Origin of the sequence: Sphingobacterium thalpophilum (assembly GCF_038396785.1) — a bacterium.
GTDB classification, from domain to species: domain Bacteria; phylum Bacteroidota; class Bacteroidia; order Sphingobacteriales; family Sphingobacteriaceae; genus Sphingobacterium; species Sphingobacterium thalpophilum_A.
This window is the reverse complement of record NZ_CP151087.1, coordinates 1,671,087-1,697,628: the sequence shown is the minus strand read 5'-3', so window position 1 is coordinate 1,697,628 and position 26,542 is coordinate 1,671,087. Positions and strand designations below refer to the sequence as shown.

Annotated in this window: 21 protein-coding genes and 1 other RNA gene; 8 read left to right on the top strand and 14 right to left on the bottom strand. The window is 39.7% G+C overall.

From position 1 onward, the window contains the following. Positions 1 to 197: 197 nt before the first annotated feature. The gene (locus tag AACH28_RS07685) at positions 198 to 1,031 is read left to right on the top strand and encodes a 1-acyl-sn-glycerol-3-phosphate acyltransferase (protein ID WP_341832647.1); all 834 of its coding nucleotides are present in this window, start codon (positions 198 to 200) and stop codon (positions 1,029 to 1,031) included. Positions 1,032 to 1,036: 5 nt separating this feature from the next. Next, complete coding sequence (locus AACH28_RS07680) at positions 1,037 to 1,996, top strand: GNAT family N-acetyltransferase (protein ID WP_046671934.1); 960 nt, start codon at positions 1,037 to 1,039, stop codon at positions 1,994 to 1,996. Positions 1,997 to 2,055: 59 nt separating this feature from the next. Here AACH28_RS07680 and AACH28_RS07675 read toward each other — a convergent pair whose 3' ends face one another. The 3 genes from AACH28_RS07675 to AACH28_RS07665 are packed head-to-tail and all read right to left on the bottom strand — an operon-like array spanning position 2,056 to position 5,919. After that, positions 2,056 to 2,796 (bottom strand): MIP/aquaporin family protein, encoded by a 741-nt coding sequence (locus AACH28_RS07675; RefSeq protein WP_317667667.1) that lies wholly within the window; start codon positions 2,794 to 2,796, stop codon positions 2,056 to 2,058. Positions 2,797 to 2,805: 9 nt separating this feature from the next. Then, positions 2,806 to 4,305, bottom strand: coding sequence for a glycerol kinase GlpK (gene glpK / locus AACH28_RS07670; protein WP_336837251.1), 1,500 nt, complete (start codon positions 4,303 to 4,305; stop codon positions 2,806 to 2,808). A gap of 36 nt (positions 4,306 to 4,341) precedes the next feature. Further along, positions 4,342 to 5,919, bottom strand: a complete 1,578-nt coding sequence (locus AACH28_RS07665) for a glycerol-3-phosphate dehydrogenase/oxidase (protein ID WP_341832646.1) — start codon at positions 5,917 to 5,919, stop codon at positions 4,342 to 4,344. A gap of 451 nt (positions 5,920 to 6,370) precedes the next feature. On the opposite strand from AACH28_RS07665, the gene AACH28_RS07660 reads away from it, so the two are divergent. Then, entirely contained in the window at positions 6,371 to 6,877 is a 507-nt protein-coding gene (locus AACH28_RS07660; RefSeq protein ID WP_236582622.1) for a thioredoxin family protein, read from the top strand. A 540-nt stretch (positions 6,878 to 7,417) separates the two neighbouring features. On the opposite strand, the gene AACH28_RS07655 is transcribed toward AACH28_RS07660, so the two are convergent. Beyond that, positions 7,418 to 8,809, bottom strand: a complete 1,392-nt coding sequence (locus AACH28_RS07655) for an arginine decarboxylase (protein ID WP_046675638.1) — start codon at positions 8,807 to 8,809, stop codon at positions 7,418 to 7,420. A gap of 108 nt (positions 8,810 to 8,917) precedes the next feature. Here AACH28_RS07655 and argS point away from each other — a divergent pair, with 108 nt between their 5' ends. From argS to AACH28_RS07640, 3 genes are read left to right on the top strand one after another with little or no spacing between them, the layout of a single operon-like run. Next, positions 8,918 to 10,702 (top strand): arginine--tRNA ligase, encoded by a 1,785-nt coding sequence (gene argS / locus AACH28_RS07650; protein WP_312352216.1) that lies wholly within the window; start codon positions 8,918 to 8,920, stop codon positions 10,700 to 10,702. Positions 10,703 to 10,706: 4 nt separating this feature from the next. After that, the gene (locus AACH28_RS07645) at positions 10,707 to 11,783 is read left to right on the top strand and encodes an oxidoreductase (RefSeq protein WP_341832645.1); all 1,077 of its coding nucleotides are present in this window, start codon (positions 10,707 to 10,709) and stop codon (positions 11,781 to 11,783) included. Between the two features lie 15 nt (positions 11,784 to 11,798). After that, entirely contained in the window at positions 11,799 to 12,989 is a 1,191-nt protein-coding gene (locus AACH28_RS07640) for an aminoacetone oxidase family FAD-binding enzyme (RefSeq protein WP_341833107.1), read from the top strand. 90 nt (positions 12,990 to 13,079) lie between these two features. Here the strand turns inward: AACH28_RS07640 and AACH28_RS07635 are convergent, their stop codons facing one another. Next, entirely contained in the window at positions 13,080 to 14,132 is a 1,053-nt protein-coding gene (locus tag AACH28_RS07635; protein ID WP_341832644.1) for a WYL domain-containing protein, read from the bottom strand. A 151-nt stretch (positions 14,133 to 14,283) separates the two neighbouring features. Here AACH28_RS07635 and rnpB point away from each other — a divergent pair. Both rnpB and AACH28_RS07625 read left to right on the top strand, forming a co-directional pair. Next, an RNA gene (gene rnpB, locus AACH28_RS07630) (RNase P RNA component class A) lies at positions 14,284 to 14,663 on the top strand. 66 nt (positions 14,664 to 14,729) lie between these two features. After that, positions 14,730 to 16,121 carry a sigma-54 dependent transcriptional regulator gene (locus tag AACH28_RS07625; protein WP_153846152.1) on the top strand — a complete coding sequence of 464 codons (1,392 nt, stop codon included), beginning with the start codon at positions 14,730 to 14,732 and terminating at the stop codon, positions 16,119 to 16,121. Between the two features lie 121 nt (positions 16,122 to 16,242). On the opposite strand, the gene AACH28_RS07620 is transcribed toward AACH28_RS07625, so the two are convergent. The 9 genes from AACH28_RS07620 to AACH28_RS07580 form a co-directional block, all read right to left on the bottom strand. After that, entirely contained in the window at positions 16,243 to 16,914 is a 672-nt protein-coding gene (locus AACH28_RS07620; RefSeq protein ID WP_341832643.1) for an HAD family phosphatase, read from the bottom strand. A 73-nt stretch (positions 16,915 to 16,987) separates the two neighbouring features. Then, positions 16,988 to 18,889 (bottom strand): DUF3857 and transglutaminase domain-containing protein, encoded by a 1,902-nt coding sequence (locus AACH28_RS07615; protein ID WP_341832642.1) that lies wholly within the window; start codon positions 18,887 to 18,889, stop codon positions 16,988 to 16,990. Continuing rightward, entirely contained in the window at positions 18,886 to 20,826 is a 1,941-nt protein-coding gene (locus AACH28_RS07610) for a transglutaminase domain-containing protein (protein WP_341832641.1), read from the bottom strand. Before AACH28_RS07610 ends, AACH28_RS07615 begins: the two co-directional genes overlap by 4 nt. Before the next feature lie 83 nt (positions 20,827 to 20,909). Next, complete coding sequence (locus AACH28_RS07605) at positions 20,910 to 22,085, bottom strand: IS4 family transposase (protein ID WP_341832640.1); 1,176 nt, start codon at positions 22,083 to 22,085, stop codon at positions 20,910 to 20,912. A gap of 182 nt (positions 22,086 to 22,267) precedes the next feature. Further along, complete coding sequence (locus tag AACH28_RS07600; protein WP_341832639.1) at positions 22,268 to 23,443, bottom strand: IS4 family transposase; 1,176 nt, start codon at positions 23,441 to 23,443, stop codon at positions 22,268 to 22,270. A gap of 498 nt (positions 23,444 to 23,941) precedes the next feature. Then, positions 23,942 to 24,475, bottom strand: a complete 534-nt coding sequence (locus AACH28_RS07595; protein WP_088160915.1) for a GNAT family N-acetyltransferase — start codon at positions 24,473 to 24,475, stop codon at positions 23,942 to 23,944. A 69-nt stretch (positions 24,476 to 24,544) separates the two neighbouring features. Continuing rightward, positions 24,545 to 25,114 carry a hypothetical protein gene (locus AACH28_RS07590; protein WP_088160916.1) on the bottom strand — a complete coding sequence of 190 codons (570 nt, stop codon included), beginning with the start codon at positions 25,112 to 25,114 and terminating at the stop codon, positions 24,545 to 24,547. 19 nt (positions 25,115 to 25,133) lie between these two features. Beyond that, positions 25,134 to 25,532 carry a hypothetical protein gene (locus AACH28_RS07585; RefSeq protein WP_088160917.1) on the bottom strand — a complete coding sequence of 133 codons (399 nt, stop codon included), beginning with the start codon at positions 25,530 to 25,532 and terminating at the stop codon, positions 25,134 to 25,136. 201 nt (positions 25,533 to 25,733) lie between these two features. Beyond that, entirely contained in the window at positions 25,734 to 26,384 is a 651-nt protein-coding gene (locus AACH28_RS07580) for a hypothetical protein (RefSeq protein ID WP_088160918.1), read from the bottom strand. Positions 26,385 to 26,542: the final 158 nt, after the last annotated feature.

The following is a 26,542-nucleotide window of genomic DNA, read 5'->3' as shown; positions in this document are numbered from 1 at the left end:
TTAATTCGTTGATTGCTTGTAATACCTAAAATACGAACAACAGCGAAAGATTACATAATTGCAAATAAGTACAATTTTAAAGTTTAAAATTGTACTTTTATTACCATTCTGTTATTATTTTTGTCAACGAATTGGAATAGGCATAAAACGGGGGCCTAAATGGAGGAGAAGTATTTTTAATTGGAACAGTAAGATTGATGATCACAGGCGAGAGTAAAAAGTTTATTGATATACGTGAAGTTATTCACAAAAAAAATGCGGGGCTTGCTAAATGGATTCCGTCTTTTTTGCTTAATTATTTAAAAAGGACAATTCATGAAGACGAGATAAATGATATTATGACGCGCTTTGCAGATCTTCAAGGCTTGGATTTTGTTGATGCATTGATCAACGATCTGGATGTCAAGGTCAATTTGTATGGGGCAGAAAATATTCCCGTATCGGATCCGGTTATTTTTGCGTCCAATCACCCTTTGGGCGGATTGGATGGTATTGCATTTATACACGCTATAGGTAAGTATAGACGCGATGTGAAGTTCTTGGTTAATGATATTCTTTTAAATATAGGTAATTTGAGGCCTTTGTTTGTCGGTGTCAATAAGTTAGGGGGGCAAGGGAAACAGGCGATCTCTGCGATTGAGGAGGCCTATGGAGCGGACGATGCGCTACTGGTATTTCCTGCAGGTTTGGTTTCCAGAAAACAAAACGATGGCCGCATAGAAGACCTGGAATGGAAAAAAAGTTTTATTAGCAAATCAAAAAAATATAAAAAAGATGTCATTCCGGTGTTGATTGACGGTAAAAACTCTAAGTTTTTTTATAATTTTGCAAGGCTTAGACAGAAATTGGGTCTCAAGGTAAACATTGAAATGTTATATTTACCTGATGAAATGTTTGCCCAACGCGGACATACCGTCAACATTATAGTAGGAGAAAGAATCCCTTATACAGCGTTTGATCAATCAAAAAACGAAAAAACTTGGGCTGAGGAAGTGAAAAGAAGGGTTTATGGATTGGCTCAAGAAAAATAGAATTTATGCAAGAAATTATACCTCCAGTTGATAGAGAATTATTGAAGACCGAATTGAATAAAGAAGTCTTCTTACGATATACCAACAATGGAAATAACGAGATATATTTAATCAACTATCATAATTCGCCAAATGTCATGCGTGAAATTGGGCGTTTGCGAGAGTTGACTTTTCGTGGAGCAGGGGGAGGTACAGGACTTTCAATTGATATCGATGAAAATGATACATGCGAAGATTGTTACGATCAGTTGATCGCATGGAATCCCGAAGATGAAGAAGTGGTTGCTGGTTATAGGGTAATCAAATGTGCTGAGGCTGGTGAAGTAAATGGTATACCCAATTTATCGACAGCACATTATTTTCAGTTTTCCGAATTGTTCACGAACGAATATCTACCTTACACCATAGAATTGGGAAGATCGTTTGTACAACCTAAATACCAACCGGCCATCGACAATAGAAAAGGAATTTTTTCATTGGACAATCTTTGGGACGGTTTAGGGGCTTTGGTGATGCTTAACCCTGAAATTAAATACCTCTTTGGTAAAGTGACCATGTATCCACATTACAATAAAGATGCACGGGATATGTTGCTTTATTTTATGGATTACTATTTTCCTGATCATGATAAATTGGTGCTTCCTCTTCCGGAATTGGAAATTAAAAATGATTACGACCGTTTTGTAGGAGTTTTTGATGGACTGGATTATAAAGAAGGATATAAGGTGTTAAATAGTCATGTGAGAGCATTGGGCGAGAATATTCCACCGTTGATAAATACCTATATGAACCTATCGCCTACGATGAAATCATTTGGCACTGCGCGTAATGACGAGTTTGGTACGGTAGAAGAAAAAGGTATACTGATTGTAATTGATGACGTGTATCCTGTGAAAAAGGAACGTCACATGAATACGTTTGATCGGGATCGTGAATACGGTCATAGAAAACCCAAGCGTGGATAACAAAAAAAGGGGGATTCAATTATTGAATCCCCCTTTTTTTGTAGGTACAGCGACCTTGATTAGGCCGGTTTTATACAAGCATAAAGTGCAAAGGCTAAAATAGCGCCCAAGATAGGTCCTAGGATTGGAATCCAGGCATAAGACCAGTCGGAGCTTCCTTTTTCTTTGATTGGCCAAAGGGCATGAAATAAACGCGGCCCCAAATCCCGGGCAGGATTGATGGCATATCCCGTAGTTCCACCCAGCGAGAGGCCGATCGCCCATACTAGAAATGCAACGGGTATAGCACCAAGAGAGCCCATGCCAATAGGAGCTGTTTTTCCGTCGATGGTCACATCTTGTCCTGTTATGAAGAAAATAACAAAAATCAAAACAAAGGTTCCAATAATTTCACTTGCCAGATTTGTTGATGTATTACGAATGTTGGGTATCGTCGCGAAAACACCAAGTTTGGTGGTTGGGTCTGCTGTTGCATCGAAATGGTCTTTGTGCATGATGTAGGTTAACATGGCGCCACAGAAACCGCCGGCAATTTGTGCGAGAATATAGCCGGGCACTTCCATCCAAGGAAGACCATGATTGAGAGCGACGGCAATGGTTACCGCAGGATTGAGGTGGGCTCCGGTATATGGGCCAGCAAATACAACACCGACATAGACTGCAAGTGCCCATGCGGTGGTGATTACAATCCATCCTCCATTTTCGCCCTTTGTTCCTTTCAAGATAACGTTGGCCACAACCCCATTACCTAAAAGAAGGAGAAGGGTTGTACCGATAAATTCTGCTAAATAGTGGTTCATGCTTGTTGGTTAGTTTTCGGTCCAGTACTGTAATGCTTTGACACCCTTGGTCCAGAGCTTAATGATCTTTTTTGTTTGCTCTTCTTGCTCTGCTTCAGGTTCAAATATACGATCCTGAGCCCAAAACTTTGATATCTCGTCCTCATTTTTCCAGAATCCCACGGCCAGTCCTGCGAGGTATGCTGCCCCCAAAGCTGTCGTTTCTGTGATTTTAGGGCGTACAACTTTGCTGTTAAGCACATTGGCCTGAATCTGCATGAGTAGGTTATTTGCCGTTGCGCCGCCGTCTACACGTAGCTCTTTGATCGGTATGCCACTATCCGCTTCCATTGCTTGCAGCACATCACGTGTCTGGAGGGAGATTGCCTCTAGTGAGGCGCGTGCTATATGCCCATTGGTGGTTGCACGCGTCAGGCCAAATAGCGTCCCTTGTGCACGAGCATTCCAGTACGGCGCTCCCAGTCCAGCAAAGGTGGGGATGAATGTGACGCCGCCGTTATCCTTCTCTGTAAGCGCTAATTGCTCTACGTCCGCCGATTTGTAGATGATGTTGAGATTGTCGCGTAGCCATTGGACCAGTGCGCCACCGATAAAGATACTTCCCTCCAGGGCATATTCTGTTTTTCCGTTGATTTTCCAGGCGACAGTAGTCAAAAGGTTATTCTTTGAACGGATTGGTTTATCACCGATGTTCATTAACATAAAACATCCTGTACCATAGGTGTTTTTGACCATCCCTTTTTCAATACATTGCTGTCCGAAAAGTGCTGCCTGCTGATCGCCGGCAATTCCTGCAATCTTGACTTTGTGTGCAAAAATGGTTGTCCGGGATTCCCCATATATTTCACTGCTTTCTTTTACTTCGGGCAGCATGGCAGCGGGGATGTCAAATAATTCGAGTAGCTCCTTATCCCATTCCATGCTATGGATGTTAAAGAGTAAGGTGCGGGAAGCGTTCGTTACATCTGTGATGTGTGCATCGCCACGCGTGAGGTTCCAGACGAGCCAAGTGTCTATGGTTCCACAGATTAATTCCCCGTTTTGTGCTTTTTCCCGTGCACCCTCCACGTTATCCAGAATCCATTTTATTTTGGTTGCAGAAAAATAGGGGTCTAATATCAGACCTGTTTTCTCCTGGATTAGCTCATGTTTTCCGGAGCTACGTAACTCGTCGCAATAATCTGCTGTGCGTTTATCTTGCCATACAATGGCATTGTAGATGGGTTTTCCTGTTTCTTTCTCCCAAACGACAACAGTTTCGCGTTGATTGGTAATACCAATGGCGGCAATGTTTTTGCCGTTTAATCCTGCCTTTGTGGTTGCTTCTGCTGTGACACCTGCCTGCGTTGACCAGATTTCATGTGGATCATGTTCGACCCATCCCGGTTGTGGGAATATTTGTGTAAATTCCTTCTGGGCAATGGAGACTATATTTCTGTCCTTATCAAAAATTATAGCCCTGGAGCTGGTGGTGCCTTGATCCATTGCCAAGATGTATTGTTGTTCCATAATTGAGTAATTGAGTATTGCTGGTTATTTTTTGTATTACTTTAAGATATAATTTTTTGCAACTTTTTGAAAATGCGCTATTTGATCATTTTGCCAATCTTGATCTCTTTCCAGCTCCTGTGCGAGTATTTTTGCGACTTCAGGAGCAGCTTCAATTGCAGCTTTCGCATCAAGAAATAGCATCCGTACCCGACGGGATAGGACATCTTCCACAGTTCTGGCAAGTTCATTGCGTGCCGCCCAAACAACTTCAGCCTTTTTGAATTCAAGATGTGGGATTAATTTTTCGTTCCATTCCGGATTTTCTTGCGTCAACGCGTTGATCGCTTCTTGATCGGCGCCATAAATATACATATGATTGCTTCTGTCTGATGTCGGAATGGCGCTATAAATCTTTTGACTGGCAGACCGGCTTTCTTTTTGTGGCAAACAACCAATTTTTATCGCTTTGTCGATGGTATCTTGGCCCATTCGACGGAATGTTGTCCACTTTCCACCCGTTAAAGTAAGTAATTTGGAGTCGCTGACGATAACCTTGTGGCTTCGTGAGATCTCTTTGGTCTTGTTGGAGTTGCCTGTAGGAGCAGCCAGCGGACGGAGGCCGGCAAATACGGCCAATGCATCCGCTCTTGTTGGTTGTTTTGTCAGGTAGCGTCCCGCAGTTTTCAGAATAAAATCGATCTCCTGCTCCAAAGCTACCGGCTCAAGGCTATGCTCGTCTATAGGGGTGTCCGTTGTTCCCGCAATGACTCGATTGTGCCAGGGTACCAGGAAAAGGACCCGTCCATCATCCGTTTTTGGAATCATAATGGCGTCGTCGCCAGGAAGAAACGATTTGTCAAATACCAGGTGAACCCCTTGGCTGGGGCGTACCATTTGTTTTGCTTCCGGTCGGTCCATTTTTAGGATGTCATCGACAAATATTCCTGTAGCATTGATAATAGCCTTGCCTTGTATGGTGAAAACTTCCCCCGTTTCGGTATCATTAGCGATGACACCATTTATTCGTCCATCGCTGTCTTTGGTGAGGTTGTTGACTCTGACGTAATTTAGCGCGACGCCGCCCATTTGTATACAGGTTTGCGCAACGTTGAGCGCAAGTCTTGAGTCGTCAAATTGTCCGTCTTGATAAACCACGCCGCCATATAGCCCTTTAGGTCTAACGGTGCTTATGCGGTTAAGGGTTTCTTCTTTGTTGATATGAATGGATTTTCCCAAACTTAATTTACCTGCAAGCAGGTCATATATTTTCATTCCTATGGTATAGAATGGGCCATCGAACCAACTGTAATTGGGGATGATAAAGGACTGATTTTTGACAAGATGGGGAGCGTTTTTTTGAAGTAGACCTCTTTCGTGAAGCGCTTCTTTAACCAGGGAGATGTCGCCCTGAGCCAAGTAACGTACACCACCGTGAACAAGCTTCGTTGCTTTGCTCGAAGTTCCTTTTGCAAAATCAACCTGCTCCAACAAAATTGTTTTGAACCCTCGGCTTAAGGCATCTAATGCAACACCCAATCCGCTGGCACCGCCACCTATGACGATAACATCCCATGCGCTCGTATCTCTTATTTTTTCTATCAGTTTTGACCTTTTGAATTCTTGGTGTTTCATTTTGTTTCGTTTTGGATTTTTGTAGTGAATCTTCTGTACTTGTTTTACTACTTCCTTTATACTAAGTTATGCTATATTTATTGAATTTTAAAGGAAATTAAATAATATTTATGTTAAGGTAAGGTGTTTGTTTTTGTTTTGTTTTGTTTTTATTTTAGCAAAAGGAAGCCTTCCTAGTTTTTACCAGTGACAGGATATGGCGTATCAACAGGTTGTTTTTTTACTTCTCCACAATGGAGTTGTCTTTAATAATGACTACATTCTGATCGCTTAAGCTGATGTGTGTACGACTTAATCGCGTTTTTATAAACCCTGCTGAAATAAGGTCTGTTGTGATCTTGGGTGTTTTTTTTCATGGTCAATAGCTATATAATGTTTAACCATAATATGCTGCTTATGTTTTGGTTTGGGAAAATGATTTTGTAATTTTAGATCACTATTTAATTTATTTATGATGAGAAATATAAGATTATTACTGTGTGGAGCTATCGTGTTTTTTGGGACGGTACTCGTACAGTCCAAAGCGTTCTCACAGCAGCTTGCTACAGCTCAGGATGTTTCAAAGCCTTACAATCCAGACGCTAATGCACAGAGTGATATTGATCAACTATTGGTTCAGGCAAAGAAAGAAAAGAAAAATATCATCATCCAGGCTGGTGGGAATTGGTGTGTCTGGTGTTTAAGGTTTAATGATTATATCCATAAAACGGCAAGTGTCGACAAGTTGTTAAAGAGTCATTTCCTCTATTATCACCTCAATTATTCAAAAGAGAATAAAAATGAGGCTGTGTTTCAAAAGTATGCTCCTGAAGGGAATAAACTAGGTTATCCATTTTTTATTGTTTTGGATAGAAATGGAAAAACATTGCATGTACAGGAGAGTGGCAGCCTGGAAAAAGGGAAGGGCTATGATGAAGAAAAAGTGCTTAATTTCTTTAAAGCTTGGGTCGCAAAATAAAAATTACCGACTATCCTATTGCTATTCTGCACTAAATTAACAGTAGTAGTAGTGCGTAAATAAAACAAAAGCCCCTTTTAAGGGGCTTTTGTTTTGATGTAATAAATTGGAAGATCGGATAAGGGTTTACTTCCGTAAAACTTAGCATTTCTTTGTACAGCAAGTCGGGAAAGATCGGCGGTTAGCATACTAAATTATGCGAATTTCCGCATAAGCTTAATCGGAATTAACAGGTGTTTTATACGTATTCATCCGAATGAGGTCCCTATGAAGTCCCTATTAGGTACGGATAAAGTCCGTGTTATTTTTAAATTTAATTCAAGGCCTACCTTCGTTGTTTCCAGCGACGGATATCGGGTTGTGTCTATGACTTTGGTGTTCGAATTTGATTTAATCCAGCTAGTCAGTTATAGGATCGACTGAAAATAAAAAGGTCTCGATCGTAAGAACGAGACCTTTTTATATGGGCTTAAAACCATTCTTTTTCTACAAGGATATTTTATCCGCAGTTAAAAAGGGGACTTGCTCCTGTAGAATATCTTATTGATAGCCTAATAATTTCATGACTTGTTTGGAGTTTTGCTCCTCACCAAACACCTCGTAGTTGAATGTTTCATCTCTATTGCGGCGTACAAGCACATGTTTGGGTGAAGGAAGTAAGCAGTGGTGGATTCCACCATATCCGCTTAATACATCTTGATATGCTCCTGTATGAAAGAAGCCCAAGTACTGCACCTTACGGGTCTTCGGCATAAATACCGAGTTCATGTGCGCCTCCTGATTGTAGTAATCCTGTCCATCGCATGTGATTCCACCTAAATTGACGCGTTCATATTCTGAATCCCAGTTATTGATCGGCAATAGAATATATTTTTGGTTCAATGCCCATACATCCGGTAGATTTGTAATGAATGAACCGTCAATCATAAACCAACGTTCGCGATCGTTTTGTTGCTTGCGTCCCAAAACTTTATAGAGAATACCTGATGCTTCAGCAACAGTATATTTGCCAAATTCAGTAATAATATCTGGTTCCATTACCTCATGGTGCGCACAGATTTGTTTGATACGATTGACAATCTCATTGACCATATACTCGTAATCAAAGTCGTGTACCAGTGAATCCTTAAATGGCATTCCACCACCGATATCTAGGGTATCTAAATCCGGATTTACTTTCTTGAATTTACAATATAAAGTAACGTATTTCTCTAATTCGTTCCAGTAATACGGGGTGTCTGAGATACCTGAATTAATGAAAAAGTGAAGTAACTTTACTTTAAAATTTGGATTGTCGGCGATTTTGTTGTTATAGAATTCAACGACGTCTTCTTGGCGAATCCCTAGGCGAGATGTATAGAATTGAGAATCAGGTTGCTCTTCGGAGGCAACGCGGATACCTAAAGCACAAGGCTCATCCAATTCGATTTCATCATCATAAAGGTTAAACTCCTCTTTGTTATCCAGTACCGGTATAATGTTTTTATATCCGTCGTGGATCATATCGACAATATATTGTTTGTACTGGTAGGTTTTGAATCCATTACAGATCACTGTAATGTCTTTCGTTACTGTGCCCTGTCTTTCCAATGAATCGATCATCGGCATATCAAATGCAGATGAAGTTTCCAGGTGGATATCATTTTTCAAAGCTTCCTCTACGATGTGCTTGAAATGGGATGATTTGGTACAATAACAATATTTGTAAGATCCGCGATAGTTGTGTTTCAGAATTGCGGTCTGAAAGAGGATTTTCGCTTGCTGAATTTTTTTGCTGACGATAGGCAAATAGGTAAAACGTAACGGCGTACCGTACGTTTCTATCATTTCCATTAAATTCAAATCGTGGAAATACAATTCGTCGTCGATGATTTCGAATCCGTCTTGCGGAAAACCAACACTTAAGTCAAGAAATTCCTGATAGCTCTGCATTTTTTATTATTTTTGCAAAGATATACTTTAATGGTGAATACCTAAATAAGGAATGTTATTTATTTCCAATTCACTATCAGGAAGTTGTAAAAATTACAAAATCATTAAATGGCAAATTCTATTCAAAAGCGACTTGTTGAAGTCACTGTACAGGCAGTAAAAGAGCTTTACAATGCAGATATTTTAGAAAATCAAATTGCTTTACAAGCTACCCGAAAGGAGTTTGAAGGACAAATTACAATCGTAACTTTTCCCGTAACGCGCTTTTCGAAATCTTCTCCGGAACAAACCGGAAAGGAAATCGGTGCATATTTGCAACAGCATATTGCTGAAATATCGGATTTCAATGTGATAAAAGGCTTTTTGAATATTGTTCTTTCCGATGCGTATTGGATCACGTTGTTGAATCAGACCATAACGGCGAAGGACTTTGGTGTATTTCCTGCGAATGGAAAGAAACTGATGGTTGAATATTCTTCTCCAAATACCAATAAACCGCTGCATTTGGGGCATATCCGTAATAATTTATTAGGCTATTCTGTTGCGGAAATCCTAAAAGCTTATGGTTATGATGTGATCAAAGCAAATTTGGTGAACGATCGCGGTATTCATATTTGTAAGTCGATGTTGGCTTGGCAAAAATTTGGTAACGGTGAGACACCCGAGTCTACTGGACTTAAAGGGGACCACCTTGTCGGAAAATATTACGTTGTCTTTGACAAAACATATAAACAGGAAATCGAGGCATTGAAGGCTGAAGGGCAGACCGAAGATGAGGCAAAGAAAAATGCACCTTTGATGAAGGAAGCACAAGCGATGTTGCAACAATGGGAAGCTGGTAATGAAGAGGTGATCTCACTGTGGAAAACCATGAATAGCTGGGTGTACGCCGGGTTTGAAAAGACCTATAAACAATTAGGCGTCGATTTCGATAAATACTATTATGAATCCAATACATACTTGCTGGGTAAAGATATTATTCAGGAAGGTTTAGATAAAGGCGTTTTCTTTAAAAAAGAGGATAACTCCGTATGGATTGATCTAACAGACGAAGGATTGGATCAGAAGCTTGTGCTTCGTGGCGACGGTACTTCGGTCTATATTACGCAAGATTTGGGGACAGCACAATTGAAATATGATGAATTCAAAATGAATGATTCTATTTATGTTGTCGGTAACGAACAGGATTACCATTTCAAGGTATTGTTCTTAATCTTAAAAAAACTTGGTAAAGCTTGGGCCGACGGATTGTTCCATTTATCGTATGGGATGGTCGATCTTCCTTCAGGTAAAATGAAATCACGGGAGGGAACAGTTGTTGACGCCGATGATTTAATGGCTGAGATGCTTAAGACCGCTCAGGAACGTACCGAGGAACTTGGCAAGACTGAAGGATTGGATGAGGAATCTAAAGCCGTTCTTTACGATACGATTGGAATGGGCGCACTGAAATATTTTCTGTTGAAAGTGGACCCTAAAAAACGTCTCTTGTTTGATCCAAATGAATCTGTCGATTTTCAAGGTCATACTGGACCGTTTATCCAATACACACATGCCCGTATCAAATCTGTTTTAAGTAAGGCTGAATTCGATTTTGATAGTGCTGTGTCTGTACCGGCGACGATCTCCTCTTACGAACGTGACTTAATTCAACAACTGGGTGCATTTCCGGAGATTATTGAAGCTTCTGCGCAAGAGTTCAGTCCTGCACAATTGGCAAATTATATCTATGAGGTAGCCAAGTTTTATAATAAATTCTATCATGAAGAAACCATTTTGAAAGCGGAAGATCATGATGTGAAAAACTTTAGATTGCACCTTTCGGCTTCTGCGGCAAAGGTTATTGCCAAAGGGATGAACTTATTGGGTATTCGTGTACCTGAAAGAATGTAATACTATGAAGAAAATTCGCGTAGGACTTATAGGTTTTGGAATTTCAGGTCAGGTTTTTCACGCTCCCGTGATGCGTTCGATAGCTGAACTGGATCTTGTTAAGGTGACCGCTCGGAAAGCAGATCAGCAAAGTTTGCTAAAGGAACGCTATCCACAGGCAGAAATTGCTTTGTCTGCAGATGATATTTTTAATGATGCAACCATTGATTTAGTCGTCGTTGCAACGTCCAATGAAATGCATTACCCTTTTGCAAAACGTGCTTTGGAATCAGAAAAACACGTTGTTGTAGAAAAACCCTTTACGAATAGCGTCGAGCAGGCCGATGAGCTTATCGCGCTGTCTAAGGAGAAAAATCTGATCTTGGCACCCTACCATAATTTAAGGTTCAACTCAGACTATCGGACCCTGGAGAAAGTCATCAAAAGTGGGCGGCTGGGACGGATTGTAAATTTGGAATCTAGGTTTGATCGTTTTCGTAATTACTTGCGACCTAATGCATGGCGAGAAGAAAATTTGCCGGGTTCGGGGATATTTTATGACCTGGGACCACATCTCATCGACCAGGCTTTGCAGTTATTTGGAAAGCCGCATGCTGTCTTTGCAGATTTGGCTGTTCAACGGGATCATGCCAAAACCATTGACAATTTCGACTGCCTATTGTACTATGATAACTTACGGGTATCCCTGAAAGGTTCTATGCTTGCAAAAGAACCCACAGCACGTTATCGTGTCTTTGGAATGAACGGAAATTTTGTAAAATATGGTGTCGATCCACAGGAAGCTTTACTGCGCGATGGTAAATTTCCCGATGAAGATCCAACCTGGGGACAAGAAGATCCAAGTCTATACGGCAAGCTCAATATTGTTGAACAGGGGAATGATATTGAAGAAATGATTCCTTCTGAAATAGGTTCTTATCCTGATTTTTATCAGAACGTTGCGGATAGCATATTGGGAAAAACTACCTTGATCGCATCGGCGGAACAGGCGCGGGATGTCATTAAAATTATTGAATTGGGGTATCAGAGTCAATTGGAACGAAGAGTTGTTTCTGTTGAAAATACATTGATTGCTTATTAGATTGTTGCTGTGAGTATACTATACGATGCCATCATTATTGGGGGGGGAGCCTGCGGATTGATGTGTGCAGCCCAAGCAGGGCTAATTGGGAAGAAGACCTTGGTCCTTGAAAGAAACGATAAGGTCGGTGCGAAGATCCTGATTTCCGGAGGTGGGCGCTGTAATTATACAAATATTGGTAGCAGTCCCGCTAATTTCATTTCTGAAAATCCAGATTTTTTGCACGGTATATTCAAACAATGGACCGTGGACGATACCATTACATTTTTTGAACAATATGGTATCGTGGGACATGAAAAAACACTGGGACAGTTGTTTCCAGAGACCAATAAAGCAAAAGATATCGTTGCTGTATTTTCTAAAATTTTATACGAGACAGGGCAGGATATAGCCTTGAATACCTTGGTGAAATCTGTAGAAAAAAACGATAAGGACTTTGTGGTAACGGTAGAAAATGCAAAAGGTGAGTCCCGATACCATGCCCATAAAGTGGTTGTTTCTTCCGGTGGGCTTCCGGTGCAAAAGCTTGGGGCCTCAGACTTTGGAGTACGCTTAGCTAAACAATTTGGTTTGAATGTAGTCGGTACAGCGCCTGCATTAGTCCCTTTGACGATAACTGGAAAAGATGCGGATTGGTATAGTTCTCTGGCTGGAAATTCGGTGTTCTCGAAAGTGTCTGTTGCCGGAATGTCTTTTGAAGAGAATATTCTCTTTACACACTGGGGATTAAGCGGACCTGCAATTCTTCAAATATCAAGTTATTGGCGGCCTGGACAGGAGATTACGATTGATCTCTTGCCTAATTTTAATTTAGATAATCTGATTAAACAAGAGCGGCAATACGGAGGTAAAAGATTTGTTTCACAATTGCTAAACGATTATTTCAGCAGAAAATTGGTCGATGCTCTTGGAAAATTTCTAGCATTAGATACCAAAATTGCCTCACTTAGTAAAGCTGATGCGAAATTGATTGTCGATACTATCCATCGCTTCAAGGTAAAACCTGCGGGAGATAAGGGGTATGATAAAGCTGAGGTCATGCGTGGAGGAGTTTCAACGGAAGAACTACACCCCAAGACCTTAATGTCTAAAAAAGTTGAAGGTCTTTATTTTGGAGGGGAGACTGTTGATATTACGGGATGGCTTGGCGGTTATAATTTCCAATGGGCTTGGGCTAGTGGTTATGCCATCGCTCAAGATATTTAGGCATTTTTGGAGAGGTAGCGAGAGGGCCAATCTATCCTGAAAAAATGGGTTAAGTAAGATCATTGCTAGAAATATTATTCGATAGAAATATTAATCATGTTGTGAATTTGACATTTTATCGACGGATTCCTCAGCATAGAGTTGTGTGGCAGCCGCCAAGCGCTGTTTTATTCTCGTTTGTAAATTTCTTGGGGAGAGTACTTTAATGGATTCGCCAAAACCTAAAATTTCTCTTTCCAGTTCAAAGTTAAGTACAACATCGATACGAATTAAGATTGAGCCATCCTCCTTTTTGTCTAAAATCTGCTGTGACGCATGTAAGGGTTTTGTTGCTACATAAGGTGCATTTTTTGCATTGACTTGCAATATCACCCGGTGGCCGCGGTCCTTTTGTGTCTTCGTTACGCCTATAGCATCCGAAAAGTAACGTTCGAAATCGACCCCTGTATATTCCCTGTATGAATTTTTGCCCATTTCCTCGATAGCATTGATCCGATCGAGCGCTAGTGTCATCAATCCTTCACTCTTTTTATGCTGACCAATTAGAAACCATCGATTACGATATTCTTTTAGGAGATAGGGCGAGAAAACAAGATCCTGCTGTTGTGTTGCTTTAAACGATTGGTAGCTGATCAGAAGTGGCGTTTTTTCACGAATGGCTTGATGCAGTGGACTGATAAAAGAAAGGCCTTTTAGCAGATTGTTGCTTTCCATTTGTATAATAGAAGGTGAATTGTCCTTTTTTGTATGGATGCTATCTTCAAGCCGTGCAACAATATCGCTCATTTCATCAAAACTGGAGAAACCGCTCACATGCTTAAGTACCTCTACTGCTTCCTTCATTTTTTGCATGTCACCGACGGAAATCGGTGAATTGCTAATGCTATAGTTGGGATCTTCAAAGGTGTAGAATTTTCGGTGCAACACCACAATAGGCGCATTGTAGCCAAGTTTATTGCTACGCATGAGTTGAATATCACCTTGTATGGTACGTTTACTTATCCCATTTTTGATTCCTTCAAATTCATAAAGTGCATCGGAAACCTTTTCCATGAGATCTTCCAAGGTCCATTTACGATGTCGCAAGCGAAGGCAATGGTCAATCGTTTTATACCGTATAAGAGCTAGTTTATTGAGTGCCATGTTTTTTTTGTTAGATTGAAAATACAAAAATTCTCTTTATCTACGCAAGGTAATTGCGTAGATTTTTGTGCCTGTGGTGCTAAATGAATGGTCTTTTCGAAATTGAAAAGAAATTCGGGTTTATCCGAGTAAAATAGCTACTTTTGCGCAGAAGCAAACTGGTTCTATCGCTGCTCTTTTTTAAGAGGAGAGGAAAGTCCGGGCAACATAGAGCAACACGCTTCCTAACGGGAAGGCTGTTATGAAAATAGCAGACAGAAAGTGCCACAGAAAATATACCGCTTTTCGGAGTAAGGGTGAAAACGTAAGGTAAGAGCTTACGGTCTTGTATGGTGACATATATTACGGTAAACCTCGTGTGTTGAAAGACCAAATAGGTTGCGAAATTCGAAGGCTGCTCGTCTTCTTTCAATGTATTGGAATTCGTAATGGGTAGGTTGATTGAGTTTGTCAGCGATGGCAAATCTAGATAAATGATAGAAATTCCACTTCGGTGGTCTACAGAACCCGGCTTACAAGGTTTGCTTCTTTTTGCTAATTGCCAAAAAAAACTTATATTGATTCCCGTAATTGAAAAAATAGCATAACTCTCGATTTATGAGCACAATTTTAATCATTGATGATGAGCGCGCCATCAGAAGTTCGTTGCGTGATATCTTGGAATATGAAGATTATACGATTTTAGATGTCGACAATGGCCGGGATGGATTAGATATTTTAAAAAAGGAAAAAATAGATCTTGTTCTTTGTGATATCAAGATGAATACGATGGATGGGATGGAAGTTTTGGCGGAAGCACACCAAAGCAGCCCGGATATCCCTTTTATTATGATCTCAGGACATGGTACGATTGAAACAGCTGTTGAAGCGGCGAAAAAAGGAGCATTTGACTTTTTAGAAAAACCGCTGGACCTGAACAGATTATTGATCACCGTTCGGAATGCACTGGATAAAAGTTCCCTAGTCACCGAAACCAAAGTACTGAAACGAAAAGTTAGCAGCTCGAAAACAAAAGATATACTGGGTGAATCGGGGGCTATCAAACGTATTAAGGAAACAATTGACCGAGTTGCACCAACAGAAGCCCGTGTATTGATTACCGGGGCGAATGGCTCGGGAAAGGAATTGGTTGCACGCTGGTTACATGAAAAGTCAAATCGTGGACAAGGCCCATTGATCGAAGTGAACTGTGCCGCAATACCTTCTGAATTAATCGAATCAGAATTATTCGGGCATGAAAAAGGATCCTTCACGTCGGCGATTAAACAACGTATCGGGAAGTTTGAACAAGCTAGCGGTGGAACATTGTTCTTGGATGAGATCGGAGATATGAGTCTATCCGCGCAAGCTAAAGTGCTAAGGGCATTACAGGAACATAAAATCACGCGAGTGGGGGGCGACAAAGAAATTGACGTCAATGTCAGAGTAGTAGCTGCGACCAATAAGGATTTATTGAAAGAGATAGAAGATGGTAATTTCAGAATGGACTTGTATCACCGTTTATCTGTCATATTGATCCATGTGCCAGCGTTAACTGATCGTGTCGATGACATTCCTTTATTGTCCACAAACTTCTGTGAAGAGATCTGTATGGAATACGGGATACCTGTAAAGGAAATTACTACTGCTGCAATGCGGGAATTGAGCCATCTTCCTTGGACAGGTAATATTCGGGAATTGCGCAATATGATTGAACGTTTAATTATTTTGAGCGACAGGTCAATTACCGATAAAGATGTTGTTGCCTTTGCTAACCCGTCCCGCGAACCTGTGAATGGTATAGCTCATGAAAAAAGTGCAACGAATTACGGATTAGATATGGACTCCTTTGATTCGTTTCAAGATTATAAAGATCATGCGGAGAAAGAATTTATAAAATATAAATTGGAAAAAAATAATTGGAACGTCTCCAAAACGGCCGATGATCTTGATATTCAACGTAGTCACCTGTATAGTAAAATAGAGAAGTTCGGTCTAAAAAGAGATTAACCGTTTAGAGAAATTTTAGTCTAGCAGCTGTGAGCGAAAATTGCAGTTTGCTCAGACAAAGTGATAAAAAAAGCGATTCCTTAAGGAATCGCTTTTTTTATCGTCTTCAACCCTCAACGGGTTATACTTCTTGTGTTTTTAAAATGGCCTTTATATTGGCAACTGATATTTCTGTATAATTATTTATATAATCATTACTTGCAGGTAATTCTTCTTTTTTATGGGTTGAAAGTACGGCGACAACTTTCATTCCAGCATTTTTCGCCGCGGTAATACCTGAAAAAGAATCTTCAAAAACGATACAGCGGTCAACAGGAATTTGTAGATTTTCTGCAGATTTTAGGTAAACCTCAGGATGTGGCTTATGGAGTTTTACATCTTCGCTGCTTAGCGTGGAAGAGAATAAATGACGTATGTCCAATTCATCTAAAATTAAGTCCATATTCTCTCGGGGAGCAGATGTCGCCACAGCAAGCTTAAAACCGTTATTTTTTAATTCCGTTAGAAACTCAATTAAGCCCTTAATAGGGGCAACGTGTTCTTTATAGATCACTCTAAAAAGCTGCTCTTTTTCAAATTCAAGCGTTCGCAGTTCCTCAGGGGATATCGGACGCTGAAAGAAATGCTGCATAATGTAACTATTATGCTTACCATACATATGCTGTTCAAATTCCTCTTCTGTAGCCTGTTGTACATTGTGGTTTTTAAAAAAAGCTCTAAAAGCTTCCGCATGGAAAGGGTTGGTGTGGCTTATGACACCGTCCATGTCAAATATCGCTGCGTATTCTGTCATTGAGCTAATATACAATAATTGCCTTATTTGATCGATTTTACTCCTTCATATTCTGGTAAATATTTTCTTCCGACTAGAGAAAGCTGAGGTTAAAGCGTCCCTTGTCGCAGCTGCTTACCTCATTATGAAATTGGAAAAAGTCTTCATAAGTATTGGCAGGATAGCTGCCTTCAAATAGTTCCAGTTTTCTGTAAGTGAATAGTTTATTGTCTTTTATTTCTGACCTAAATTCATACTTTCCAAATGGTTTCTCAATAATTTTCTTCTCAGGAGTTATGTTTTTGAGCATATTTTCCGGGAGGGCAATGCTAATGCTATCGATATCAGCGTAACCCCTTTCTATGAAAATATCTTCCGTTCTATTTCTACTTTCTGCAATATTGGAATGTGTGTTGAATAAATTAGGCTGGATCAAAAGTTTATTACCATTTTTCACAGCGTAGTTTTTGATAAAAATATTCAGGTTCTCCTCAATAAATGGATTTTCCTCCTTGTGTTCAATATAGTTTACCTGATTGAAATTGATATTGTCTATATTATAGTATTCCGTGAGAAGCTTATTCTTATCATTATTGCTGGCTAAAAGCACGTCCATATGGTTCTCATATTGGGCTCCGTAGAACTTGGTATTTAAGGTGCCCTGAATGCTTCCGTCTTCCGAAAGTTTTAGGTCGGCATAGCGCAGTTGAAGATTGGTTGAGTTAATATATTTCGGCGTATGCATGATAACTCCGCCATTTTCGGTACAAGCAACGACATCTCTATCGTCGGTAAAGTCGCTAAGAAAACCAAATGGAAGGTTTTGGCTCGTACATTCCAGCCAGGTCGTATCATTTTTGAATGGAATACATAAAATGACGTGATTTCCGTCCTGGGCATTTGCAAAGGTTTTGTGAAAACTTTCTTTGCGTCTGCCTGCTTCGACAATACAGTAATAGGACGGGATATTGACGGCCGACAACATGCTTCGCATGTAATTCGCCAGTGCTTTACAATCACCGTAGCCCAAGCGGTCAACCTCAGAAGCCGGAAATGGTTCTAAGCCTCCAATGCCGATTTGAATACTGATGTAACGTGTGTTTTTTTGTAAATAATTGTATAGAATCCTTGCTTTGTCTTTATCTGAGCTGGCGTCTTTTGTTAATGCTATAAATTTTTGTTTAGACGCTTCCGTCAAATCTTCTTTTTTGTTCAATAGGCTATTGGATACCCATTGGCCAAATTCTTTCCAATCCCCGAAATTTCCAGTCTTGCCATAATAAATAAAATTTTTGGGAACGATGAGTACATTTATTCTTTTCAGGTTAGGATTGGGGCTATAAGATTCATCCTTTTTTGCCGCGATCTGTTCAGTATTCCATGTCTTACTTTCAGTCTTGTCATTTTTCTCTTCTTTGATACTTCCTTTATAGTTCGTTGTTTCAATTCGGCATTCAGTGCCAATTGGTGCAATAAATTGAAAGCTGCTTTTCTCTACGGATACATTATTTGAGACCTCAGGAGTCCAAGATGGAATGATCAAGTTTTGTTTACTTCTAACTTCGTATTGGTATTCGACGGTATAGGGATAGCTGTGATAGTCAGGTACATATAATTTTACCCGAGAATCGGCAAACATCGTACTGTTGTCCACAGCGCTAATATCTTTGAAATCTTTCGTTGCAATTTTCTTTTGCAATATCCCCATTTCGTTATAGATGGCGCCCTTAAGGCTCTTGATTTCGCTAGATTTATTATAATAGACCGGAAGTGAAGCATAGCGGTCCCCATTTTTATTGTAAACTGTGATAGCACACGTTATGGTTGTGATGACCTGTTCGGGCGATTTCATTTCTACCACAGTTTTATCATTGCGTACAGTTGCTACTGCTCTGCTCTTTAATGCACTTGGAATATTGGCGACGTCGTAGTTATCTTGTCCAATTGCGAGGATCGGAAGCAGGAAGTATAGTAAGTTGATGAATACGATTTTCATTTTTTACCGATTAATTTTATGTCTAGCTTTTGTTGTTGAATAATACGTGAATACAATTCTTTGAGTGAAAAATATTCATCGACCGAAAAGATGGGTTTGTTAAACGCGAGGCTCTGTAGTATTTCAAGTTGATTGCCATTGACCTGCGTTACATATCTATATTTTGCAGTTGACTCCGAGAGTGCTAACGATGCATTCTGAGGCTTCTCAGCAATTTCATAGCGATCGGGGATTGTCAATTTGACTGAGTATAATGTTTTGGATTTAAAACCCATATCAACCGGATAAGTTCTTTCCTGTGCTTTAAATGGATTGTAGGAAATCCTGTCAATAATATTGGGCGCCAATAATAATATGTCTTGTTCCATCTGTTTGGAGACATCTACAATGACATCAAATTCCTCTATTAATAGCTGATCAATTTCTTCTAGGTTTTGGATACTTGATTTTGTTAAAGTTACATTGGGCATTTCTTCGTCCAGTTTTTCCCAGTATTCCTCCAAAGAATTGAATTTGGCGATATGTTGGCGCTTTAAAAAGGCTTTGTTACCCCTGCTACTTATGGTCAGTTTTCCCTTAATTTTAGCTTGTTCATCTAAAACTCCCTCCAATACGTAGTTTACATCGGAAGACTCTTCTACCATAAGCGGAAACCAGTCTGAGCTCTTTTTGGAGTAGATAATTCTTCCCCGTTCATTTAGACATTGTAAAGGCAGCTCTCCAAAAGGTAAGTATGGATTGGAGGCATCTAGTTTATATTTCACGCCATCTACATCTACGCAAGCGATGACATAGTCGAAATCAGATAATACGGGAAATAAGGCATTGGGCGTTCCGTTTCGTCGCGTTGAAAGAATAATAGGGTAGGCCTCCAGATCTGCCGCTAATAGCGCAGTTACTAGCGCTAAATTGATGTCGCCAATATTGCCAGTTCGTTTTTCCAATGCTTTTTCAATGCCAGATTCTGCATATTTGCCTAAATAGTTATTCCATTTTATTTGTTTGTTGATATAGTTATAGATCTTCTTTGCTTTTTCTAATTTGCTGTCAGTAGGGGATACAATTGTTGCTAAATTGGCTTTGAATACGTCTGTTTTTTTTAATTGACCTCCAAAAGCCTTTTCATTCATGAGGTCTGTATCTACGTCTTTCCAGGTTTTGCTAAATGTCTTCTTACTACCAGTACTCGGATAAAAGATCGATTCAAGCTCATAATAGATAGCAGATTTGAAATTGGTTGGCGAAGTCATGTAGTCCTCTTCAACAAATGCCTGAATGTTCTTCATTGTATAGGTCAATTTTGAACAATCGATTCGCAGTCCATCCAGGAAAATATATTCTTTCAATGCTTCGGCTTTTTGATCGGTAAGCTTGTACGGACCACGTAGAACTACATTGTAGGCGAAAGAAGCAGGAATAATAGCGATATATTGGCTTTGTATTTTGGGAATATCATCTTGAAATTCCCATGTTTTGAAATTAAATAAATCCTGCTCTAGTGTCCGATAGGACACTTCAATAATAGAGCCTTCTTTAATATTTGGAAGGGTAAATTTATTAAGGTCCAGATAGGCCGAGTAATTTTCCCTGAAAACTTTCTTATTCTCAAGCTCCGTTTTCTCTATCCTGCCATTTTCTAAGTTATATGTAACAGCTTTGAGTTCGTCAAAATAGTCACGTATGTAGCTTCCGCGTTTATAGGAGGGAATCTCAAAATTAGCTTTTTTAAACCCCTCTTTGTTATTGATACGGATAAGTACATGGTATTCATGCTGAAGTTTTATACGATTATCATAATCATCAACAAAAACAGAACTCCGTCCAAACTCATTCAGCACGATAGCGTTGGCGCTACTATCTAGGTCTGTTTTCGAAAAATCCGAAATAGAAACTTTACCAAAGTCAAAAGTTTGGGCTATACTATTTGTATAAATCATATGTGTCCTAAATAAATTTTAGGATTGGATTTCTGTGGTACAGGCATAGCTTTTTTCATCATTTCGATATTGACCCCTATTTTTCAATCTGCAAAAATCTTTAGCTGTCCCTTTTTTCCTTTTATAGGCGGCCTGAGAAAGGGATCATCTATCCATTGCCAGATGTTTATTTTCACGAAGATATTCATTCTGATGAATGCGACCAGATTGGACAGGTTCCAGTCATATTTGGCCTTTTTTTGTAAGTATTTTAACAGTAATATGCCAATGAGTGAAGTCCAGATCTGGATCATCACTGCATTTTCAGAAGTCCCTATGAATGTCGATACTTTTAAGCGCTGCTTTAGATGCTTGAAGAAGACTTCGATATGCCAGCGTTGTTTATAGATGTTTGCCACCAAAGAAGCCTTCCACTTCGTATTATTGGTCAAAAAGTGGTACTCATTGCCAGTGGTGCTGTCCCAAAAGTGGACTAGGCGTAGCGGCTTGCCGTTGTATTTATTGCGGGCAGCGCCGGAAAGCTCAATGAGCTCATCCTTAAGGATCCCCTTTTCCATGAGTGCTTCACTCTGATAGGACTTGATAACCTTGTACTTCATATTAACTTTACTCCTGGTAACGAAGTAACACCCCCTGCTGTCCAAATCCCCAAGCCAGCTGTAATCCACGTAGCCACGGTCCACTACCACCACGCTTCCCTTGGAAAAACTGTAACTACCGGCTCGCTGGCTCTCATGTACTTTTCCATCGGTAATCTGCATAAAAACAGGTAGGCAGCCATCATAATCCAAGACAGTGTGCAGCTTTACGGCACCTTTGGTGCTGCGAAACTTTGCCCAGTCAAATACAGATAGACATAAGGGGATGATGCTTGCATCCATCAGATATACTTTACGCTTTAGCTGAACAAGCTCTTTGCGAAAATGGGTGTCCTTTTGCCAAAGCCTATCCAAAACAGAATAGTAAAGATCTTTGAAAAGTTCATGGGTACGGTGTGTGTTGATATAGGATATATTAGACTTACTTGGAGCTCTTACTACACCTAAGTGGTTCAGGTTACCAGTGATACTGCGTAGGCCGTTACTAATATCACGAACCGAATCTGCCGAGGAAAAATGACAGAAAAGCATACTGACTAGATGCGTCCAGCTGTTGATCCCTTTCTGGTGTTTATCACTTTTGTGCTTTGCAACCAAATCTTTGAATAATTCACGGTCAACAAGAGATAAAATCTGACTAAAAACATTTAAATTTATCATGGCGGTGTGTTATAATTTTGCAATTTAAATATAGCAACTTTGCTATATCCAAACACCGCCACTTTTTAAACGTTTAGGACGCAAGTGTGTATAAATCATATGTGTCCTAAATAAATTTTAGGATTGGATTTCTGTGGTACAGGCATAGCTTTTTTCATCATTTCGATATTGACCCCTATTTTTCAATCTGCAAAAATCTTTAGCTGTCCCTTTTTTCCTTTTATAGGCGGCCTGAGAAAGGGATCATCTATCCATTGCCAGATGTTTATTTTCACGAAGATATTCATTCTGATGAATGCGACCAGATTGGACAGGTTCCAGTCATATTTGGCCTTTTTTTGTAAGTATTTTAACAGTAATATGCCAATGAGTGAAGTCCAGATCTGGATCATCACTGCATTTTCAGAAGTCCCTATGAATGTCGATACTTTTAAGCGCTGCTTTAGATGCTTGAAGAAGACTTCGATATGCCAGCGTTGTTTATAGATGTTTGCCACCAAAGAAGCCTTCCACTTCGTATTATTGGTCAAAAAGTGGTACTCATTGCCAGTGGTGCTGTCCCAAAAGTGGACTAGGCGTAGCGGCTTGCCGTTGTATTTATTGCAGGCAGCACCGGATAGCTCAATGAGCTCATCCTTAAGGATCCCCTTTTCCATGAGTGCTTCACTCTGATAGGACTTGATAACCTTGTACTTCATATTAACTTTACTCCTGGTAACGAAGTAACACCCCCTGCTGTCCAAATCCCCAAGCCAGCTGTAATCCACGTAGCCACGGTCCACTACCAGCACGCTTCCCTTGGAAAAACTGTAACTACCGGCTCGCTGGCTCTCATGTACTTTTCCATCGGTAATCTGCATAAAAACAGGTAGGCAGCCATCATAATCCAAGACAGTGTGCAGCTTTACGGCACCTTTGGTGCTGCGAAACTTTGCCCAGTCAAATACAGATAGACATAAGGGGATGATGCTTGCATCCATCAGATATACTTTACGCTTTAGCTGAACAAGCTCTTTGCGAAAATGCGTATCCTTTTGCCAAAGCCTATCCAAAACAGAGAAATAAAGATCTTTGAAAAGTTCATGGGTACGGTGTATGTTGATATAGGATATATTGGACTTACTTGGAGCTCTTATTACTCCTAAGTGGTTCAGGTTACCAGTTGTACTGCGCAGACCGTTACTAATATCCCGGACCGAATCTGCCGAGGAAAAATGACAGAAAAGCATACTGACTAGATGCGTCCAGCTGTTGATCCCTTTCTGGTGTTTATCACTTTTGTGCTTTGCAACCAAATCCCTGAATAATTCACGGTCAACAAGAGATAAAATCTGACTAAAAACATTTAAATTTATCATGGCGGTGTGTTATAATTTTGCAATTTAAATATAGCAACTTTGCTATATCCAAACACCGCCACTTTTTAAACGTTTAGGACGCAAGTGTTATCATGATTAAATTATCTGTTGCCTGAAGTTTTATGGTTCTGAATTTAAAATATTTTTTCTCCTTACTAAATAACTTTATGATATTAAACGGATTCCAAAAGTGATTCATATCAATCACTTTTTTTGTATATCTGGTTATATGACACATATTTAAATCCTTTCGATATAATCCACCTAAGTTTACTTTGGTAAGTGTATCTCCAGATATTTCGAAGTGCTCAAATCTCCAAACGCCTGTAAATATGATGAGCCCACAGCAAGTCTCCCATATTATTCCTAACAGAGAAATAGAATACTTAGAAATTATTATTGGGAATATAGCAATACAACCAAAAAGAAGAATAAGTATAGGAAATGTATGATCACAGCGCAACTTGATATTCTTTTTATCCATGAGAAATTGCTGTTTTATTTTTCCGATTTAAAAATAGCGTATAATGGGATATCGTAATACCGGCCATCTTTCTTTAAATGTTGTTTTAACAGGGCCTCTTTTTTCATTCCTATTTTTTCCATGACTTTTCCCGATGCTGGATTATGGGGGAAGTAGGTCGCAAAGATTTTGTTAAAGTTTAATTCTTTAAATCCAAAATCAATGATTGCTTTTGCAGCTTCAGTGACATAACCTTTATTCCAGTAAGGAATAGCTATCCAGTATCCCAATTCAGCCTTATCCGAGCCTTCATCATGCAGACCAATAGCTCCGATCAGTTTTTTATCTTTATTCCGAATAGCAAAAGTGAATCCTTTACGATTGGCAAATGCTTCTTCCGCTAATTTAAGCCAGTATTCAGCATCCTCCTTTCGGTAGGGATAGGGGATATTTGATGTGAAGTCTGAATAGACCTTGTCTTGCAGATAGTCTACAATCTGTGGAATATCAGTCGTTTCTATTGCGTTAAGAATAAGTCGTTCTGTCTCTAATTGTGGGAAATCTTTCATCTGATTAAGTCTTCAGTATGGCTAAAATGAAATTAGGGGTTACTTAGTTTTTATAAATGTAGGAAAGTTTTATGAGATTCTTTTCCATATATTTTTTCGGGTGTAATAACTATAAATTCCAGTAATTGCGATTAGGATCAAAGTTATCAATAAGCCTATATATACATTGAAGAACATATGGACCAGTGTAAAACCAATGAGTCCAATTAGGCTTTCTAAAAAAGCTTCCTTTATACGGGACGGAGGATTTGAGTTCTCAAGGTATCTGGTATACTCTTCTACAATTGGTCGATCGGTATCGGTCCAATCAAAATGCGATAGTTCTGCGGAGGAGACCCATATTGCTTGGACATATTCTAGCATGGCAACTTCGCCAGAGGAAAAGGTGCAGAGAACAGGATAGCGACAAACTGCCGGACTTTTATGGCCTTGTTGCGTCATCTCTAAGGGCCTTCCGACAAGGATATCTATACTTAGCTCTTCCCTGATTTTGAGCGACAAGTTTGCTTTCGTTGGCAGGTGGGACTCGGTTATGCGACCAGGAAATTCCCACTTTAAGGCATGCGTCACCGATGGCGGGCGCTGACAAATGAGTACCTTATCGTCCTTCCTTATAATCGCACAAGTCAAATAATGCATAACGGTTTAAAGATAGACATTAGGAACTAGATTCTTTACTTTCAATTTGATGACTTTCAAACAGCTCTATGCGGCCTTCAATAATCAACAAATAAAAGTTTTCAAAACAATCCTGATAGATCTTTTGTTCCAATGATTTTATTTCTTCAAAGAGACGTTCCTTCGCTACTGCAGCGTAACATAGCTCATTTTTTGATGTTGTCATCGTTTCTTGACAGGGGGTGTCGTGAAGCTGTTTGTACAGGTCGCCTAAATCTGAAATGTCTTCACTGCGGTGGTAGGAGGGATGAAACCATACCCAAAAGTCTTCTTGATTTTTATAGGGATGCGGTAATAATTGAACGCATGTATTTCTGAATAGATCTCCCGGATGCTTTTTATAACGGAAATGAGTGGCTGTGGTCTTTAAACTATTCATAAAGTTAATTTGTTTGTAGGTTTACAAAAAATAATTCAAGAATAAAGATGTCATCTTAAATATAGGTATTTTTTTTAGTATTAAAAATTTACAGTTGACGTTAGCGCTAATTAGATCGCGATAGGATACAGAATACCACAGTCACAAAGCTGCACTCGAGCTGTTCCGCTAAAAAATGTAAATCGTATTCATTTTATGTTATCATCCCCAGAGCATTTTGATGAGAACGGATATTGTGAATACGAATAATCCGATATAGAATATGTTTGTCCCATGTTTTCTGTCATGATCTGAATAGGAAAATATCCGTTCGCCATTCGGTAGGCTCTTTCTGGAACTAAACAACATATAGCCGATTGCAATTCCTAAAAGTCCACCTAGAAGGGCTGAAATATAGCCAAAAATAACCCAATACTTCTGCTGCGGTTCCGGTTCCCGTAGTTGCATGAGCCGTTCCTGTTTCAAAAGATCTAGCGTTTCCTGATCAATCTCTTTCCCTCTTTTTAATAAAATTTCTCTAGCCAGTGCGTAGTCTAATTTGTTCCATTCATCGGGTTTTTGAAGAATTTCTAAGAGCTCTTGGTCGGAAAACTGATACAGATAATGGTCGTCTTCAACCAAGGGGAGAGACTGCATTTCCTGCTCTTCTAAAATAGATTCTGCATTTGCAAAATTGGCAGGATCTATTTGAATCTCATATTGAAATCCAACCGTGTTTCCAGAAAATGTAATATCCACAGGGGGGACATTATCTGCCAACCGCGTTGTTACACCTTTTTCCGAAAGTAGTTTATGACATTCTTGTGCTTCTTCTAAACTAGAGAACCTTTTTAACACGATATATGTATCCATGTGATCAATTATTTTTTAGTCCCTGTATTTATGATCATTTGACAGTCCAATGCTGTATGCAATCTTGGCTATTTGCCGTAACACCGCAAAATCGGACGTGAATGGTTAAATAATGGATTAATTATGTAGTGTCTTTTTTGTATAAAGTTAATAAAGCC